We start from the raw sequence: 19,654 nt of genomic DNA on the forward strand, positions 1-19,654 counted from the left end.
GCCGCAGAACACGCTCAACTGCAAGGCTTCGGCCACCGCGCGGCGGTGAGCCAACCGACAGCCGAGGGGTCTATTCCGGAGCTGTTTACCGCTCAAGTCGCCAGCGCCCCCGAGGCGGTGGCGGTGATTTACGAGGGCCGGTCCATGACATACCGGGAACTCGATGAAACGGCAAACCAGTTGGCGCACTTGTTAACTGGGTATGGCGCGGGCCCCGGACAGTGCGTGGCGGTGCTGTTTTCCCGCTCGGCCGAGGCGATCGTTGCGATCTTGGCGGTGCTCAAGACGGGCGCCGCCTATCTGCCGATCGACCCGACGCTGCCGGCGGCACGGGTGGGTTTCATGCTCGCCGACGCCACGCCGATCGTCGCGATCACCAGCGATACTCTCGCCGAGCGGCTCGACGGCCAGCACATCAGGGTCATCAACATCGCAGACCTAGCCGGCCCCGATGTTGGCGCCCAACCAGTCACCGCACCATCGCCGCCGGCCCCCGATGATATCGCCCACCTGATTTACACCTCGGGCACCACCGGCAGTCCCAAAGGGGTGGCAGTGACGCACCGCAACGTCACGCAACTTTTTGTCGGGGAGTCGGTGTTCGCTGCGTTGGGTCGCGAATTCGGCCCGAGTCAGGCGAGGGTGTGGAGCCAGTGTCATTCGTATGCGTTCGACGCGTCGGTGGGCGAGATATGGGCAGCGTTGTTGAAGGGCGGCGTGTTAGTGGTCGTACCCGAGGAGGTGACCACGTCGCCGGATCGGCTGCGCGAGTTGTTGATTGAGCAGCAGGTAGAAGTGCTGACCCAGACCCCGTCGGCGCTGGGAATGCTGTCCGGTGACGGGTTGGGTTCGGTGGCGCTGGTGGTTGCCGGCGAGCGTTGTCCGGCCGAGCTGGTGGATCGGTGGGCCCCTGGGCGGGTGATGATCAACGCCTACGGCCCGACCGAAACGACGATGTGTGTCACCACTAGTGCGCCGCTGGAGCCGGGATCGGGAGTGGCGCCGATTGGAGCTCCGGTGAGCGGGGCCGCGTTGTTCGTGCTGGATGGGTGGTTACATCCGACGCCCGTGGGAGCGGTGGGGGAGTTGTATGTGGCCGGCGCCGGGGTCGGGTGTGGATATTGGCGCCGGTCGGGTTTGACGGCGTCGCGGTTTGTGGCCTGCCCCTACGGCGGACCCGGGATGCGGATGTATCGCACCGGCGATCTGGTGCGCTGGCGCGCCGACGGCCAATTGGACTACGTCGGCCGCGCCGACGAGCAGGTCAAGATCCGCGGGTTCCGCATCGAACTCGGGGAGGTGAGCGCAGCACTGACCGCACACCCCGGGGTGGATCAGGCGGCGGTCATCGCCCGCGAAGACCGCTCCGGGGACAAGCGCCTGGTCGGCTATGTCACCGGCATGGTTGAGGTTTCGCAGTTACGCGCCGCACTGATCGAGCGACTCCCGGCATACATGGTCCCAGCGGCACTGGTGAATGTGCACCAACTGCCGTTGACGGTCAACGGCAAACTCGACACCAGCGCCCTACCAGCCCCCGACTACGGCGACCCCGATCGCTATCGCGCCCCGGCTACCCCCGTCGAGGAGATTCTGGCCGACATCTACGCCCGTGTCCTCGGCCTCGATCGGGTCGGCGTCGAGGAGTCATTCTTCGACCTGGGTGGAGACAGTATTTTGTCGATCCAGGTGGTTGCCCGCGCGCGTGCGGCCGGGGTGCTGTGCCGGCCGCGCGACATCTTCGTCGAGCAATCCGTCGCCCGAGTGGCCCGCATCGCCCGAGTAACCGCCGGAGGCGGCGGTCCCGTTGATGACGACGTGGGGCAGGTGGCCGCGGTCCCGATCATGCGTTGGCTGACGAGCATTGGGGGTTCGCTCGAGCAATTCAACCAAACCATGCTGCTGCAGGCCCCGCCGGCAGTCAGCGAGGCCGATGTGGTGGTGTTGGTTCAGGCGTTGTTGGATCGCCACGCCATGTTACGGCTGCAGGTCGACGAAATCGGCGCCCAGGGCTGGTCGTTACGGGTGCCCGGGGTCGGAGCGGCCGATGCCCGTCGGTGCGTGCACACCGTCGATGTGTTGACCGACGAGGCGTTGGTGAGAGCGCGGTGCCGGTTGGACCCGACCGCCGGGGTGATGCTCAGCGCGTTATGGATAACCGCGACGCGTCAGCTGGCGTTGGTAATTCACCACTTAGCCATCGACGCGGCGTCATGGCCGATCCTGCTGGATGGTCTCAACACCGCCTGGAAGCAGCACCGCACTGATCAGCCGGTGGCGCTGCCGATCCAGGGGACCTCCTTTCGACGGTGGGCATCGGTGTTGGCCGAGTACGCCCGCCGCCCGGAGGTGACGGACCGGACGCGCCTGTGGCAGCAGGTCACGGCGACCCCTGCGGCGTTGCCCGCGGTCGATCCCGCGCTGGACACGTTTTTGACCGCGGGCCATCTCTCGGTGTCATTGGATGCCGATACCACACGCATGCTCCTGGGGCGGGTTCCTGCGGCGTTTCATGCTGGGGTGCAAGACATCCTGCTCATCGCGTACGGCTTGGCATGGGCGGAATTCCTGCCCCTACACGACGGGGCGGTCGGTATCGACGTGGAAGGCCATGGCCGCCACGAGGAACTCGCACCCAACCTCGACCTGTCTCACACGGTGGGCTGGTTCACCACCAAATACCCGGTGGCGCTGACGGTCAGCGGTCTGAGCTGGTCACAGGTTGTCACCGGCGAGGCGTCACTGGGCGCGTACGTCAAAGCCGCCAAAGAGCAGCTTCGCGCCGTTCCCGACGGCGTGACCTACGGTGTGCTGCGTTACCTGAACAGCGACGTCGACTTGAGCGGGCCTGACCCGCCGGTCGGGTTCAACTATCTGGGCCGGCTGGGCGGCGCGCGTAGTCCTGGCGCATCTGCTGAGGGATGGCAGATCGTGGATTCGGGTGCGCTGTATAGCGACCCCACCTGCGCGGCGGTGGCCATGCCACTGCCGCACACCGTGGAACTCAACGCCGTCACCGTCGACACCGACGCCGGCCCGCACCTTCGCGCCGATTGGAGTTGGGCGCCATCCAAACTCGATGCCGCCCAGATCGACCGACTCAGCCAACTGTGGTTCGAGGCCCTGACCGGTATCTGCGCGCACGTCACGGCCGGCGGCGGCGGACACACTCCGTCAGATTTCGCCTTCACCCGGCTAAGCCAGCCCCAGATCGAGGCGCTCGAGCGCGCCTACCAGATCAGCGATGTCTTGCCGCTGACCCCGCTACAGCGAGGCTTGCTCATCCATACCGGTGACCCACACGGCTCCGCTGAACCCTATGTGGTGCAGATCGAAATCGACTTTGCCGGCCGCATTGATCGCCACAGTCTGCACGAAGCGGTACAAACCACACTTACTCGCCACCCCCACCTGGCGGCCCGGTTCGTCTACGAGCAGCTCGACGAGCCGGTCCAGGTGATCGTGGCCGATCCCATTGTGCCGTGGCGATTTGTCGACCTGACCGACGGCGGCGCGCACCCCGACGAGAGCGTCGAGGAGATCTGTGCTGCCGAGCGCGCGGCGGTCGCTGACCTCACCCACCAGTGCCCGCTGCGGGCGTTGCTGATTTGTACTGCGCCCGAGCGCTATCGGCTGGTGTTGACCAACCACCACCTCGTCCTTGACGGCTGGTCGCTGCCGATCCTGCTGCGCGAGATCTTGGCCGCCTATGGTGGCCAAGCACTTCCGCCACCGGTGCCCTATCGCCGCTTTACGTCCTGGCTGGCTCGCCAGGACGTCGAGGCCGCCCGCAGCGCCTGGCGCACACTGTTCGCTGAGTTTGACTCGCCAACTCTGGTGGCTCCGCCTAATCGGCTCGGCTTCGCCGCGCGCGACGTGCACCGCGTGCAGCTGCCGGCCCACACCACCCAAGCGCTTGCCGAGCTGGCCCGCGGCCAGCACACCACCCTCAACATCGTGCTGCAGGCGGCGTGGGCGCAGCTGCTGGCCGCGCTGACCAATCAGCAAGATGTCGCGTTCGGGATCACCGTTTCTGGACGACCGGCGGAGTTGGCCGGCGCGGAGTCCATGGTGGGCCTGTTCATCAACACCGTGCCGGTGCGGGCGATCTTGACCGCCGTCACCACCACCGCAGACCTACTGGCCCAGCTGCAAAACGCCCACAACGACACCGTCGAACACCAGCATCTACCGCTCAGCGACATCCACCGAATCACCGCCCACGACGCCCTGTTTGACACCCTGCTCGTATATGAGAACTATCCACTCGATTCCTCACCGCACGCCGGGGAGGCGGCGATCACCGCGATCAGGGGCCGCGAGTTCAACCACTACCCACTGACCGTGCAAGTGACGCCCGGAGCCCGGCTGGGCCTGCGAGTGGAATACGCCACCGAGGTCTTCGATCAACACCGCGTCGCTACCCTCATCGACCGGCTGCAGCGGGTGCTTGCAGCGATGTGCGCCGACCCCACTCGAGCGTTGTCATCGATGGATCTACTCGCCGCGCACGAACACAGCTGGCTTGACGTCGCGACCCGCCGCGCCGTGCTGACCAATGCCGCTGTACCGGTTTCGATCCCGGCGTTGTTCACTGCGCAGGTGGCCCGCACCCCGCACGCGATCGCGGTCAGCTACGCCGGACAGGTTCTGACCTACCGCGAACTTGAGGAAGCCGCCAGCCGGTTGGCGCACCTACTCGCCGGGCACGGGGTCGGGCCCGGCGATGTCGTGGTGCTGCTGATGCGCCATTGCGCCGAGGCCGCTATCGCCATCGTGGCCGTGCTGAAAACCGGGGCGGCTTACCTGCCCATCGATCCCGGGCATCCAGCGGCCAGGATCGAGTTCATGCTGGCCGACGCCGCGCCGATCGCCGCGATCACCACCGCCGACTTCCGGTCGCGGCTGGACGGGTCGGGCTTGTTGATCTTCGATGTCACCGACCGAGCTGTCGACGCCCCGCCCAGTACCGCCCCGACCGCGCCGTGCCCCGACGACATCGCGTATGTCATGTACACCTCGGGCAGCACCGGTGTCCCCAAGGCAGTGGCGGTCACCCACGCCGGCATCGGCGATTTGGTTGCTACTTGCGTTGAGCGGCTTGGGATTACGTCGCAGAGTCGGATTCTGCAGTTCGCTCCGCTGATCTTTGACGTGTCGGTGGGCAACCTGTGGTGCGCGTTGCTCACCGGGGCCGCTGCGGTGATTCCGGAGGCCGATCAAGCGCTTCCTGGTGAGGAACTGGTGGAACTGATTTCCCGGCAGCAGGTTTCGCACGCCGATTTCACACCATCGGCGTTGGTCGCCCTTCCGCCTGATCGGTTGGCAGGCGTCACGTTGGTGGTGGCCGGTGAGGCCTGCGGTAACGAGGTTGCAGACCGCTATGCCGTGGGCAACACGGTGATCAATGCGTACGGTCCGACCGAGACCACGGTATATGCGTCGATGAGCGCGCCGCTGAGCCAGGGGTCCGGCGCCCCGATCGGTTCGCCGGTGTCGGGGGCGGCTTTGTTTGTGCTGGATGGGTGGCTGCGTCCAGTGCCCGTCGGCGTCGTGGGCGAGCTGTATGTGGCCGGTGCCGGGGTGGCCGCGGGGTATTGGCGCCAGGCTCGGTTGACCGCGCCCCGGTTCGTGGCATGTCCGTTCGGTGGGACCGGGACACGGATGTATCGCACGGGGGATTTGGTGTGCTGGCGCACCGATGGCCAGCTGGATTATCTCAGCCGCGCCGATGAGCAAGTCAAGATCCGAGGGTTCCGCATCGAGCCGGGTGAGGTGGCCACCGCGCTGGCCGAACACCCCGGAGTCGAGCAGGCGGTCGTCATTGCGCGCGAGGACCGCCCCGGCGACAGGCGTCTGGTCGGCTATGTCACTGGCGGAGTTGAGGTTTCGCAGCTACGGACCGCGCTGTCCGAGCGGCTCCCCGACTATATGGTCCCAGCAGCACTGATCGCGTTAGACCGGTTACCGCTGACCGTCAACGGCAAGCTTGACAAGGCCGCCTTGCCTGCCCCCGACTATGGCAACACCGGGCGTTATCGCGCCCCGTCAACCCCGGTCGAGGAGATCTTGGCCGGCGTCTACGCCCATGTGCTCGGCCTTGACCAGGTGGGTGCGGACGAGTCGTTCTTCGACCTCGGTGGCGACAGCATCTTGTCGATTCAGGTGGTGGCGCGCGCTCGCGACGCCGGGGTGCTGTGTCGGCCGCGCGATATTTTCGCCGAACGCACCGTGGCCCGGGTGGCCCGGGTGGCCCGGGTGATCGCCGAACTCGACGACGAGACCGATGACGGTGTGGGGCAGCTGGTTTCCACGCCGATCATGTGCTGGCTACAAGGCGTGCAGGGACCGGTCGATCAGTTCAATCAAACCATGCTGCTACAGGCTCCGGCCGGGGTCAGCGACGCCGACGTGGTGGTGTTGTTACAGGCGTTGGTGGATCGGCACGCCATGTTGGGGCTTCGCATCAGTGCGGGCGGCACGACGGGGCGATGGATGTTGGACGTCCAGCCGCCGGGATTGGTGGATGCCCGCAGCTGCTTGCAAGCCGTCGAGGTGTTCTCCGACGAGGCCTTGGTTACCGCGCGGTCCCGGTTGGATCCGAGGACCGGGGTGATGCTCAGCGCGCTGTGGGCGACCGCTACCCGCCAGTTGGTGCTCATGATTCACCATCTGGCGGTCGATGCCGTCTCGTGGCAGGTGGTGCTGGATGATCTGAATGCCGCGTGGGGTCAGCATCGCGCCGGGCAGGTGCTCGCGCTGCCCAGGCGGGGCACCTCGTTTCGCCGGTGGGCATCGGTCCTGGCCGAGCATGCCCGCCGCCCGCACGTTGTGGACCAGGCCAACCGGTGGCAGCAGATCATGGCGACGCGCGCCTTGCTGCCGGCAGTCGATCCGGCGGTGGATACGTTTGCGACCGCGGGCCAGCTGTCGGTGCAGTTGGACGTCGAGACCACCCGCATGCTGCTCGGTGAGGTACCGGCAGCGTTTCATGCGGGCGTGCAAGACATTCTGCTGATCGCGTTCGGGTTGGCGTGGTCGGAGTTCTTGAACTGTGGTACGGCGGCGATCGGCATCGACGTGGAGGGTCACGGCCGCCATGAAGAATTGGGTCCCAACATCGATCTGTCCCACACGGTGGGGTGGTTCACCACGAAATACCCCGTGGCTTTGGTGATGGACCATGACTTTCGGGCAACCCTGGGGGCGGTCATCAAGGACGCCAAAGAGCAACTTCGGGCGTCGCCGCAGGGGTGGACCTATGGCGTACTGCGCTATCTGAACACCGACGTCGATCTCAGCGGGCCCGACCCGCCGATCGGTTTCAACTACCTGGGCCGGCTGGCCGGCGCGGCTGACACTACGGCCCCCACTGAGCACTGGCGGATCGTGCAGCCGGGCGCGCCTTTCAGCGATCCCGCCCAAGCGGCCGTGGCCATGCCGCTGATGCATACCGTGGAGCTCAACGCTCTTACTGTGGACACCGGCTCCGGTCCGCAGTTGCGCGCTGAGTGGAGTTGGGCGTCGTCCAAAATGGATGCCGCCCAGGTCAGCCGGGTCAGCCGGCTGTGGTTTGAGACCCTGGCCGACATCTGCACGCACGTGTCCCGCGGCGGAGGGGGGTTCACCCCGTCGGACTTCACGTTCACGCGGCTGACCCAGCCCCAGATCGAGGCCCTCGAACAGGTCTACCAGATCGCTGACGTGTTGCCGCTGACCCCGTTGCAGCAGGGCTTGCTGATTCATTCCAGCGATCCACACGGCTTGACCGATCCCTATGTGGTGCAACTGGATATCGCGTTGGCCGGTGGGATCGACCGGCATCGTCTGCATCAGGCCGTGCAAACCGTCGTTACTCGCCACCCCAACGTGGCGGCCCGATTCGTCTACGAACAGCTCGACCAGCCCGTGCAGGTGATCCTGGCCGATCCCGTTGTGCCGTGGCGGTTTATCGACCTGGCCAACGACGGGACGCAAGCTGAGGATCAAATCGAACAAATCTGCGCCGACGAGCGCGCCGGCATCGGTGATCTGGCTCAGCAGTGCCCGTTGCGGGTCGCGCTGATCCGCACGGACGCCGAAAGATACCGGCTGGTTTTAACCAATCACCACATCGTGCTGGATGGCTGGTCACTGCCGATCCTTTTGCGAGAAATTTTTGCCGGCTATAGTGCTCAGCCGCTGCCGGCCCCGGTGCCGTATCGCCGCTATCCGGCATGGCTGGCCGACCAGGATGTTGAGGCCGCCCACCGCGTGTGGCGAACCCTGTTCGCCAGCTATAAGGAGCCCACCCTGGTGGGTCCTCCGCAGCGATTGGGGTTCGCCGAGCGCAGCGCACAATCGTTCCAGCTGTCCGCGGCCAGCACCGCGGCGCTCACCGACCTGGCGCGCGCGCAGCACACCACCCTCAACGTCGTGCTGCAGGCGGCGTGGGCGCAGCTTTTGAGCGTGTTGACCGCCCGGCAGGATGTCGCGTTCGGCACCACGGTCTCGGGGCGGCCAGCCGAATTGGTCGGCGCGGAGTCCATGGTGGGCCTGTTCATCAACACCGTGCCAGTACGCGCAGTGTTGACCGCGACCACCACCACCGCAGACCTGTTGGCGCAATTGCAAAGCGTCTACAACAACACGCTGGAACACCAGCACCTGCCGCTGGGCACTATCCACCGCCTCACCGGAAACGAGGCCTTGTTCGACACGTTATTCGTCTACGAGAACTATCCGCTGGACACCTCAGCCACAGTTGATGTCGCGGGGCTATCCATCACCGCAATCACTGGCCGCGAGTTCAACCACTACCCGTTAACCCTTCTAGTGATACCCGGCCCGCAATTAACCCTCCGAGTCGAGTACGCCACCGAGGTGTTCACCGCCGCCAGTATCGAGTTGTTGGTCGAGCGGTTACAGCGAGTGCTGGCAGCGATGTGCGCAGACCCGGGGCAGCGGCTTTCTTGCGTTGATGTGCTCGAGGACGCCGAGCATGCCCACCTCAATGCTGTTGGCAACCTCGCCGCACTAACCTCTACCAGAGCCGCGCGCTCGATTCCGGAGTTGTTCGCCACCCAGGTGGCCCGTAACCCGGACGCGGTGGCACTGGTATGTGGGCGACGCTCGCAGACCTACCTCGAGCTCGACGAGACGGCTAACCGCCTGGCGCACTGGCTGATTGGTCATGGGGCGGGCCCGGGGCAGATAGTGGCGCTGCTGTTGTCCCCATCGGTGGAGGCGATCGCGGCGCTCCTGGCGGTGCTGAAAACAGGGGCGGCCTACCTGCCCCTGGAACCCCAACACCCCCAAGCGCGCATCAAGTTCGCCCTCACCGACGCCGCGCCGATCGCAGTGATCACCACCACCGGGCTGCGGCCGCGGTTAGGCGGGTCCGACCTGTTGGTCCTCGACATTGACGACGCCGCCCTCAAAGCCCAGCCCAGCACCGCACTACCGGCGCCGGACACAAATGACACTGCGTATCTGATGTACACATCGGGCAGCACCGGTATCCCCAAAGCCGTGACCGTCACCCACGCCGGCATCGCTGGTCTGGCGGCCAGTTGCGCTGAACGGCTTGCCGTTACGCCGGAGAGCCGGCTGCTGCAGTTCGCTCCGCTGGTCTTCGACGTGTCGGTGGGCAACCTGTGGTGCGCGTTGCTGACCGGGGCGGCCGCGGTGATTCCCGACGCAGACGAATACTTACCCAGCGAAGAGTTAACGAACCTGATTGCCCGCCAGCGCATTTCGCATGCCGACTTCACGCCGTCTGCTTTGGCCGTTCTCGACCCCGACCGGCTTGCCGGCGTGACGCTGGTGGTGGCCGGCGAGGCTTGTCCGCACGACCTGGCCGATCGGTGGTCGCCGGGGCGCGTGATGGTCAATGCCTATGGACCGACCGAGGCCACGGTGTACGCGTCGATGAGCGCGCCTCTTACCGCGGGGTCCGGGGCCCCGATTGGGTCGCCGATATCAGGCGCGGGACTTTTCGTGCTGGACGGGTGGCTGCGGCGAGTGCCGGTCGGCATTGTCGGCGAGTTATATGTCGCCGGCGCGGGGGTGGCCACCGGATACTGGCGCCGCAGCGCATTGACCGCGTCTCGCTTTGTGGCATGCCCGTTTAGTGGCGCCGGGGCACGCATGTATCGCACCGGAGATCTGGTGCGGTGGCGCACCGATGGGCAGCTGGACTATGTCGGGCGCGCCGACGACCAAATCAAACTTCGCGGCTATCGGATAGAACTCGGAGAAATCCGCGCCGCGCTGACCGCGCACGACGGGGTCGAGCAGGCGGTGGTCATCGCCCGCGAAGACCGCCCCGGTGACAAGCGCCTGGTCGCCTACATCACCGGAAGGGCCGACCCCACCCAAGCCCGCACCGCGCTGGCAGACCGGCTGCCCGACTACATGATCCCCGCCGCCGTGATCGCGGTGGAGCAGATCCCCTTGACCCCCAACGGCAAACTGGACACCCGGGCACTGCCGGCTCCGGACTATGCCGACACCGACCGCTACCGCGCCCCCACCACCCAGGTCGAGGAAATCCTGACTGACATCTACGCGCAGGTACTCGGACTCGAGCGCGTCGGCATCGACGAATCATTCTTCGATCTCGGCGGCGACAGCATCTTGTCGATCCAGGTGGCGGCGCGAGCGCGCGCCGCAGGAGTGCTATGCCGGCCGCGCGACATTTTCATCGAGCGCACGGTGCAGCGAGTAGCTCAGATAGCGCGGGTTTCCACAGGAGCCGAGGGCCAGCTCGATGAGGCTATCCGGCTGACCCGGCTGAGCCAGGCCCAGATCGAGGCCCTCGAAGACGCCTACCAGGTAGCTGATGTGTTGCCGCTGACCCCGTTACAGCGAGGTTTGCTCGTCCACACCAGCGACTCGCACGGCTCTACGGATCCGTATGTGGTGCAACTGGATATCGCCTTGACCGGTCGGGTAGATCCGCACCGCCTGCATCAGGCGGTGCGCACCGTGGTGATTCGTCACCCGAATGTCGCGGCCCGATTCGTCCACCGTGAGCTCGACGAGCCGGTGCAGGTGATACCAGCTGATCCGGAGGTGCCTTGGCGGTTCGCCGATCTGACCGGTAACGAGACGGACGCCGAGCAGCAGATTGAGCAGATTTGCGCCGCCGAGCGTGCCGCGATCGCCGATCTGGCCCAACAGTGTCCGCTGCGCGCGGTATTGATTTGTACTGCAGCCGAACGTTATCGGCTGGTGTTGACCAATCACCACATAGTTTTGGATGGTTGGTCGCTGCAGACCTTGCTGAGGGAGATCGTGGCCGCGTATGGCGGCCAAGCACTTTCGGTGCCGGTGCCGTATCGCCGCTTCCTGGTCTGGCTGGCCGGTCAGGATGTTGAGGCCGCCCGTAGCGCCTGGCGCACTGTTTTTGCGGGGTTTGGGGCGCCGACTTTGGTGGGTCCGCCGGGGCGGTTGGGGTTCGCCGCGCGTGCGGTGCACTCGGCGCGGCTGCCATCCGACGCCACCGAGGCGCTGCACGGGCTGGCCCGTGCACAACACAGCACCGTCAACATTGTGTTGCAGGGGGCGTGGGCGCAGTTGCTGGGTTTGTTGACCGGTCAGCACGACGTCGCTTTTGGAATCACGGTGTCGGGTCGGCCGGCCGAGGTGGCCGGCGTGGAGTCGATGGTGGGCTTGTTGATCAACACGGTGCCGGTGCGCGCGACCCTGAGTCCGGCGACGACTACCGCGGATCTGGTGGCGCAGTTGCAGACTGTCCATAACGACACCGTCGATCATCAGCATCTGCCACTGACCGACATTCACCGAATCACCGGGTACGACAGTCTGTTTGACACCCTGTTCGCCTACGAAAACTATCCCCTGGGTTCCCCGCAGGACGCCGGGGAATTGACCATCACCGCGATCAGCGGTCGTGAGTTCAACCATTACCCGCTGACACTGCAGGTGCTGCCCGGCCAGCAATTGGGCCTGCGGATCGAATACGCCACCGAGGTCTTCGACCCGGGCAGCATCGCCGCCCTGGTCGAGTGGCTCCAGCGGCTCCTGGCGGCGATGATCGCCGACCCCCAGCGGCGGCTGTCGTCGATTGATCTGCTCGACGAGCAGCAACATCGGTATCTCGGCGTTATCGGTAACCGGGCAGCGTTGAGTAAAACCGTTGCCGGGGAGTCGATTCCGGAGTTGTTTACCGAGCAAGTGGCTCGCACCCCTGGCGCGGTGGCCCTCAGCTGCGCGGGGCAGCGGCTGACTTATCGCGAGCTTGATGAGGCTTCGAACCGGTTGGCGCACGTGCTGGTTGGTCATGGGGCGGGCCGGGCAAAGGTGGTGGCGCTGCTGTTGCCCCGCTCCGTCGAGGCCATCACCGCGATTGTGGCGGTGCTCAAGACCGGGGCGGCCTATGTGCCAATCGATCCTGAGCATCCACCGGCGCGTATTGGGTTGGTGCTCGCCGATGCCGCGCCGATTGTGGTGCTCACCACCACCGGCCTGGCCGGGCGGCTGGCCGGGTTCGACGTTGCGGTGCTCGACGTCACCGATCCAGGGGTCGGCGGCTATCCGTGCACCGGTTTGCCCGGTCCGGCCCCGGATGATGTTGCTCATCTGATTTACACCTCGGGTACCACGGGTGTGCCTAAGGCGGTGGCGACCACCCACCGTAACGTGACCCAGCTGTTGGGCTCGCTGGATATCGGGTTGGCAGGTGGGGTGTGGACGCAGTGTCATTCGTTGGCGTTCGATGCCTCGGTGTGGGAGATCTGGGGTGCGTTGCTGCATGGGGGGCGGCTGGTGGTGGTGAGCGAGTCGGTGACCCGCTCACCGGAGGACTTCCACACCCTGCTGGTCGGCGAGCGGGTCAGTGTGTTGAGTCAAACCCCGTCGGCGGCAGGGATGTTGGATCCGGCGGGGTTGGGGTCGGTGGCGTCATTGGTGTTGGGGGCGGAGCGTTGCCCTGCCGAGGTGGTGGAGCGGTGGGCGCCGGGGCGGGCGGTGATCAATACCTATGGGCCGACGGAGACGACGATGTGGGCGTGCGCGACGGCGCCATTGGGCGCGGGGTCGGGCACACCGCCGATCGGCTCGCCGGTAGCGGGGGCGGCGTTTTTCGTGCTGGACGGCTGGTTACGCCCGGTGCCGGTCGGGGTGGTGGGGGAGCTGTATGTGGCCGGCGCCGGGGTGGCCGCCGGGTATTGGCGCCGCAGTGGGCTGACCGCATCCCGGTTTGTGGCATGCCCATTCGGCGGGATCGGACAACGGATGTATCGCACCGGGGACCTCGTCCGGTGGCGCACCGATGGGCAGCTGGACTACGTGGATCGCGCCGATGAGCAGGTCAAAATCCGCGGGTTCCGCATCGAGCTCGGCGAAGTGGCCGCCGCGCTAAGCGAGCACCCCGGCATCGATCGGGCGGTGGTGATCGCCCGCGCGGACCGCCCCGGCGACAAACGGCTGGTCGGCTATGTGACCGGAACCGCCGACCCCGCCCAAGCCCGGACGGCGCTGGCCCAACGGCTGCCCGACTACATGATCCCCGCCGCGGTCATCCGGGTGGATCAGATTCCCTTGACCGTCAACGGCAAACTCGACACCCGCGCCCTCCCCGCCCCCGACTACGCCCACACCGACCGCTACCGCGCCCCGACCACCCCGGTCGAGGAGATCCTGGCCGACATCTACGCCCAAGTACTAGGACTCGACCACGTCGGCGTCGACGACTCCTTCTTCGACCTCGGCGGGGACAGTATCTTGTCGATCCAGGTGGTGGCGCGGGCGCGCGCCGCCGGGGTGTTGTGTCGACCGCGCGACATCTTCGTCGAGCAAACCGTCGCAGCGGTGGCCCGGCTGGCGACCGTGGCGGTCGTCGGGGAGGCCCGGGCCGATAACGGTGTGGGGCAGCTGGTTTCGACACCCATCATGCGCTGGCTGGCAAGCGTGGACGGCCCGGTCGACGAGTTCAATCAAACCATGCTGCTGCAGGCTCCGGCCGAGGCCAGCGACGCCGACGTCGTGGTACTGGTGCAGGCATTGCTGAATCGGCATGCCATGTTGCGGCTGCGCGTCAGTGCCGGCGGCCCGACGGGGCAGTGGCTGATGGAGACCCGCCCGCCCGCGGCGGTGGACGCCCGCGACCAAGTGGATAGCGTCGATGTGTTGTCCGATGAGGCATTGGTGGAGGCGCGGTCGCGGTTGGATCCCGCGGGCGGGGTGATGCTTAGCGCGTTGTGGGTGACCTCGACGCGTCGACTGGTGTTGATGATTCACCACTTGGCCGTCGATGTGGTTTCCTGGCAAATCTTGCTGAATGATCTCAACACCGCGTGGGAGCAGCACCGCGCCGGGCGGCTGCCAGCATTGGCGGCGCAGGGCACGTCCTTTCGGCGATGGGCTGCTGTGCTGGCCGAACACGCCCGCCGCCGCGAAGTGGTGGACCACACCCAGGCGTGGCAGCAGATCATCGCGACGCCGGCCGCGCTGCCGGCGGTTGGCCCCGAGGTGGATAGCTATGCCAGCGCGGGGCAATTGTCGGTGTCGCTGGACGTCGAGACCACCCGGCTGTTATTGGGTCGGGTGCCGGCGGAGTTTCATGCCGGGGTGCACGACATTTTGCTGATCGCGTTCGCCATGGCGTGGGCCGAATTCCTCGGCACTGATGGGCCGATCGGCATCGATGTGGAGGGCCACGGCCGCCACGAGGAACTGGGCCCCGGTCTTGACCTGTCCCACACGGTGGGTTGGTTCACCACCAAATACCCAGTGGCCCTGCGGGTAAATCGCGACTCCGGGGCCCCCCTAGGGACGGTCGTCAAGGACGCCAAAGAGCAGCTTCGCACCGTCCCTGACGGGTGGACCTACGGGGTGCTGCGCTACCTCAACACCGACGTCGATTTGAGCGGGCCCGAGCCGCCGATCGGGTTCAACTATCTGGGTCGTACCGTCCGCGATGCCGGCGGGTCGGCCCATGAGTGGCGGTTCGTGGACTCAGGCGCACTGTTCAGCGATCCCGCCCACGCCGCGATAGCCATGCCGCTGATGCATACCGTGGAGCTCAACGCGCTCACCGTGGACACTACCGCCGGCCCACAATTGCGCGCGGACTGGACGTGGGCGTCATCCTCATTCGACGAGGCACAGATCAGTCGGGTGAATGGGCTGTGGTTTGAGGCCCTGGCCGGCATCAGCACGCACGTTACCCGCGGCGGGGGCGGATTCAGCCCGTCCGATTTCGCGCTGACCCGGCTGAGCCAGGCCCAGATCGAGGCCCTCGAAGACGCCTACCAGGTCGCTGATGTGTTGCCGCTGACCCCGCTGCAGGAGGGCCTGCTCTTCCACACCAGCGATCCGCAGGGCTTGGCCGATGCGTATGCGATGCAACTCGATATCGCGCTGACCGGTCGGATTGATCAGTATCGCTTGCGTGATGCGGTGCAGTCCGTGCTGACTCGTCATCCCAACGTTGGTGCCCGATTTGTCTATGAGGGACTGGATCAGCCGGTGCAGGTGATCATGGTCGATCCGGTGCTGCCGTGGCGGTTTATCGATCTGACGGGAAACGGGGCGGACCCGGAGGAACGTATTGCGTGGATATGTGTGGAAGAGCGTGCCGGCATTGCTGATCTCGCACACGAGTGTCCGTTGCGGGTGGCGTTGATCCGCACCGACGTTGAGCACTATCGGCTGGTGTTGACCAATCACCACATAGTTTTGGATGGTTGGTCGCTGCAGACCTTGCTGAGGGAGATCGTGGCCGCGTATGGCGGCCAAGCACTTTCGGTGCCGGTGCCGTATCGCCGCTTCCTGGTCTGGCTGGCCGGTCAGGATGTTGAGGCCGCCCGTAGCGCCTGGCGCACTGTTTTTGCGGGGTTTGGGGCGCCGACTTTGGTGGGTCCGCCGGGGCGGTTGGGGTTCGCCGCGCGTGCGGTGCACTCGGCGCGGCTGCCATCCGACGCCACCGAGGCGCTGCACGGGCTGGCCCGTGCACAACACAGCACCGTCAACATTGTGTTGCAGGGGGCGTGGGCGCAGTTGCTGGGTTTGTTGACCGGTCAGCACGACGTCGCTTTTGGAATCACGGTGTCGGGTCGGCCGGCCGAGGTGGCCGGCGTGGAGTCGATGGTGGGCTTGTTGATCAACACGGTGCCGGTGCGCGCGACCCTGAGTCCGGCGACGACTACCGCGGATCTGGTGGCGCAGTTGCAGACTGTCCATAACGACACCGTCGATCATCAGCATCTGCCACTGACCGACATTCACCGAATCACCGGGTACGACAGTCTGTTTGACACCCTGTTCGCCTACGAAAACTATCCCCTGGGTTCCCCGCAGGACGCCGGGGAATTGACCATCACCGCGATCAGCGGTCGTGAGTTCAACCATTACCCGCTGACACTGCAGGTGCTGCCCGGCCAGCAATTGGGCCTGCGGATCGAATACGCCACCGAGGTCTTCGACCCGGGCAGCATCGCCGCCCTGGTCGAGTGGCTCCAGCGGCTCCTGGCGGCGATGATCGCCGACCCCCAGCGGCGGCTGTCGTCGATTGATCTGCTCGACGAGCAGCAACATCGGTATCTCGGCGTTATCGGTAACCGGGCAGCGTTGAGTAAAACCGTTGCCGGGGAGTCGATTCCGGAGTTGTTTACCGAGCAAGTGGCTCGCACCCCTGGCGCGGTGGCCCTCAGCTGCGCGGGGCAGCGGCTGACTTATCGCGAGCTTGATGAGGCTTCGAACCGGTTGGCGCACGTGCTGGTTGGTCATGGGGCGGGCCGGGCAAAGGTGGTGGCGCTGCTGTTGCCCCGCTCCGTCGAGGCCATCACCGCGATTGTGGCGGTGCTCAAGACCGGGGCGGCCTATGTGCCAATCGATCCTGAGCATCCACCGGCGCGTATTGGGTTGGTGCTCGCCGATGCCGCGCCGATTGTGGTGCTCACCACCACCGGCCTGGCCGGGCGGCTGGCCGGGTTCGACGTTGCGGTGCTCGACGTCACCGATCCAGGGGTCGGCGGCTATCCGTGCACCGGTTTGCCCGGTCCGGCCCCGGATGATGTTGCTCATCTGATTTACACCTCGGGTACCACGGGTGTGCCTAAGGCGGTGGCGACCACCCACCGTAACGTGACCCAGCTGTTGGGCTCGCTGGATATCGGGTTGGCAGGTGGGGTGTGGACGCAGTGTCATTCGTTGGCGTTCGATGCCTCGGTGTGGGAGATCTGGGGTGCGTTGCTGCATGGGGGGCGGCTGGTGGTGGTGAGCGAGTCGGTGACCCGCTCACCGGAGGACTTCCACACCCTGCTGGTCGGCGAGCGGGTCAGTGTGTTGAGTCAAACCCCGTCGGCGGCAGGGATGTTGGATCCGGCGGGGTTGGGGTCGGTGGCGTCATTGGTGTTGGGGGCGGAGCGTTGCCCTGCCGAGGTGGTGGAGCGGTGGGCGCCGGGGCGGGCGGTGATCAATACCTATGGGCCGACGGAGACGACGATGTGGGCGTGCGCGACGGCGCCATTGGGCGCGGGGTCGGGCACACCGCCGATCGGCTCGCCGGTAGCGGGGGCGGCGTTTTTCGTGCTGGACGGCTGGTTACGCCCGGTGCCGGTCGGGGTGGTGGGGGAGCTGTATGTGGCCGGCGCCGGGGTGGCCGCCGGGTATTGGCGCCGCAGTGGGCTGACCGCATCCCGGTTTGTGGCATGCCCATTCGGCGGGATCGGACAACGGATGTATCGCACCGGGGACCTCGTCCGGTGGCGCACCGATGGGCAGCTGGACTACGTGGATCGCGCCGATGAGCAGGTCAAAATCCGCGGGTTCCGCATCGAGCTCGGCGAAGTGGCCGCCGCGCTAAGCGAGCACCCCGGCATCGATCGGGCGGTGGTGATCGCCCGCGCGGACCGCCCCGGCGACAAACGGCTGGTCGGCTATGTGACCGGAACCGCCGACCCCGCCCAAGCCCGGACGGCGCTGGCCCAACGGCTGCCCGACTACATGATCCCCGCCGCGGTCATCCGGGTGGATCAGATTCCCTTGACCGTCAACGGCAAACTCGACACCCGCGCCCTCCCCGCCCCCGACTACGCCCACACCGACCGCTACCGCGCCCCGACCACCCCGGTCGAGGAGATCCTGGCCGACATCTACGCCCAAGTACTAGGACTCGACCACGTCGGCGTCGACGACTCCTTCTTCGACCTCGGCGGCAACTCGCTTACCGCGATGCGGGTGATCACCACGATCAATGTCAGCCTCGACGCGCACCTTTCGGTGCGCACTTTGTTCGACGCACCGTCCGTACGCAGCCTGAGTCGGCGGTTGCGCGGAGACACCGACTGGATGGCGGTAAGCCCCGCCGATGATCAGCGCTTCACGTCCGTGCACGGCAGCAACCCCACCGACCTGCGCGCCGCCGACCTGAAACTGGACAAGTTCATCGACGCTACGACGCTGATCGGCGCGGCGAGCCTGCCGGGTCCCAGCGACGTGCGGACGGTCTTGCTGACCGGGGCGACCGGTTTCCTCGGACGTTACCTGGCCCTGGAATGGCTCGAGCGGGTCGGCGTGGTCGGTGGCAAGCTGATCTGCCTGGTACGAGCCGAGTCCGACAAAGCGGCACGGCGCCGGCTAGACGACACCTTTAACAGCGACGCAGATCTACTGCGTCACTTCCAGGAATTGGCGGCCGACCGCCTCGAGGTCATCGCCGGCGACAAAAGCTTAACCAACCTGGGCCTGGACCAGCAAACCTGGCAGCGCCTGGCCGACACCGTCGATCTGATCGTCGACCCCGCGGCCGTGGTCAACCACGTGCTGCCCTATAGCCGGCTGTTCGGGCCCAACGTCGTGGGTACCGCCGAGCTCATCCGCATCGCGCTCACCACCAAACTCAAGCCTTACGCCTATGTGTCGACTGGCAGTGTCAGCGAACAGATCGAGCCGTCGGCGTTTACCGAGGACGCCGACATCCGGGTCATCAGCCCCACCCGCAGCAGCGACAACGGCTATGTCAACAGCAAATGGGCCAGCGAGGTGCTGCTGCGCGAGGCCCACGAAATTTGCACCCTTCCGGTCGCGGTGTTTCGCTGCGACATGATCATGGCCGACACCAGTTACGCGGGCCAGCTCAACGTAGCGGACAACTTCACCCGGCTGATGTTGTCCCTGGTGGCCACTGGGATCGCGCCCGGCTCGTTCTACCAACGCGACGCGGACGGCAACCGCCAGCGCGCTCACTTCGACGGGCTGCCAGTCGAATTCGTCGCCGAAGCGATCGCCGCGCTCGGTGCGCGAGTATTCGACGGGTTCCACACTTATCACGTGATGAACCCGCACGACGACGGGATTGGGTACGACGAGTACGTCGACTGGCTGATCGAGGCCGGCTACCCGATCCGGCGCATCGATGACTTTGGGGAGTGGTTGCGGCGCTTTGAGGCCGCGCTGAGTGCCTTGCCGGATCGACAGCAACAGCACTCGCTGCTGTGGCAATTGCCGTTGCGCACCGCGGATTCCCACTACGCACAGCCAGCAGCGCCAGTCCGCGGATCGATCGCGCCCACCGATCGGTTTCGTGCCGCGGTGCGATCAGCGGAAATTGGCTCCGACAAGGGCAATCCGGACATTCCCCACATCTCGGCGCCGATCATCATCAAATACGTCACTGATTTACAACTGCTCGGACTGCTCTAGCACA

The 19,654-nt window shown here is 66.0% G+C and carries 1 protein-coding gene (only partly in view); it reads left to right on the forward strand.

The features are described 5' to 3' along the window. Window positions 1-19,650, forward strand: partial view of a non-ribosomal peptide synthase/polyketide synthase gene (locus AC5Y5E_RS24015; RefSeq protein ID WP_499905538.1) — the 3' portion only. 8,829 nt of this gene lie to the left of the window's left edge; the window shows 19,650 of its 28,479 coding nt (coding positions 8,830-28,479); the start codon falls outside the window, past its left edge; it ends in the stop codon at window positions 19,648-19,650. The last annotated feature ends 4 nt before the right edge of the window (window positions 19,651-19,654 follow it).

The organism is Mycobacterium sp. NGS54 (genome assembly GCF_059812465.1).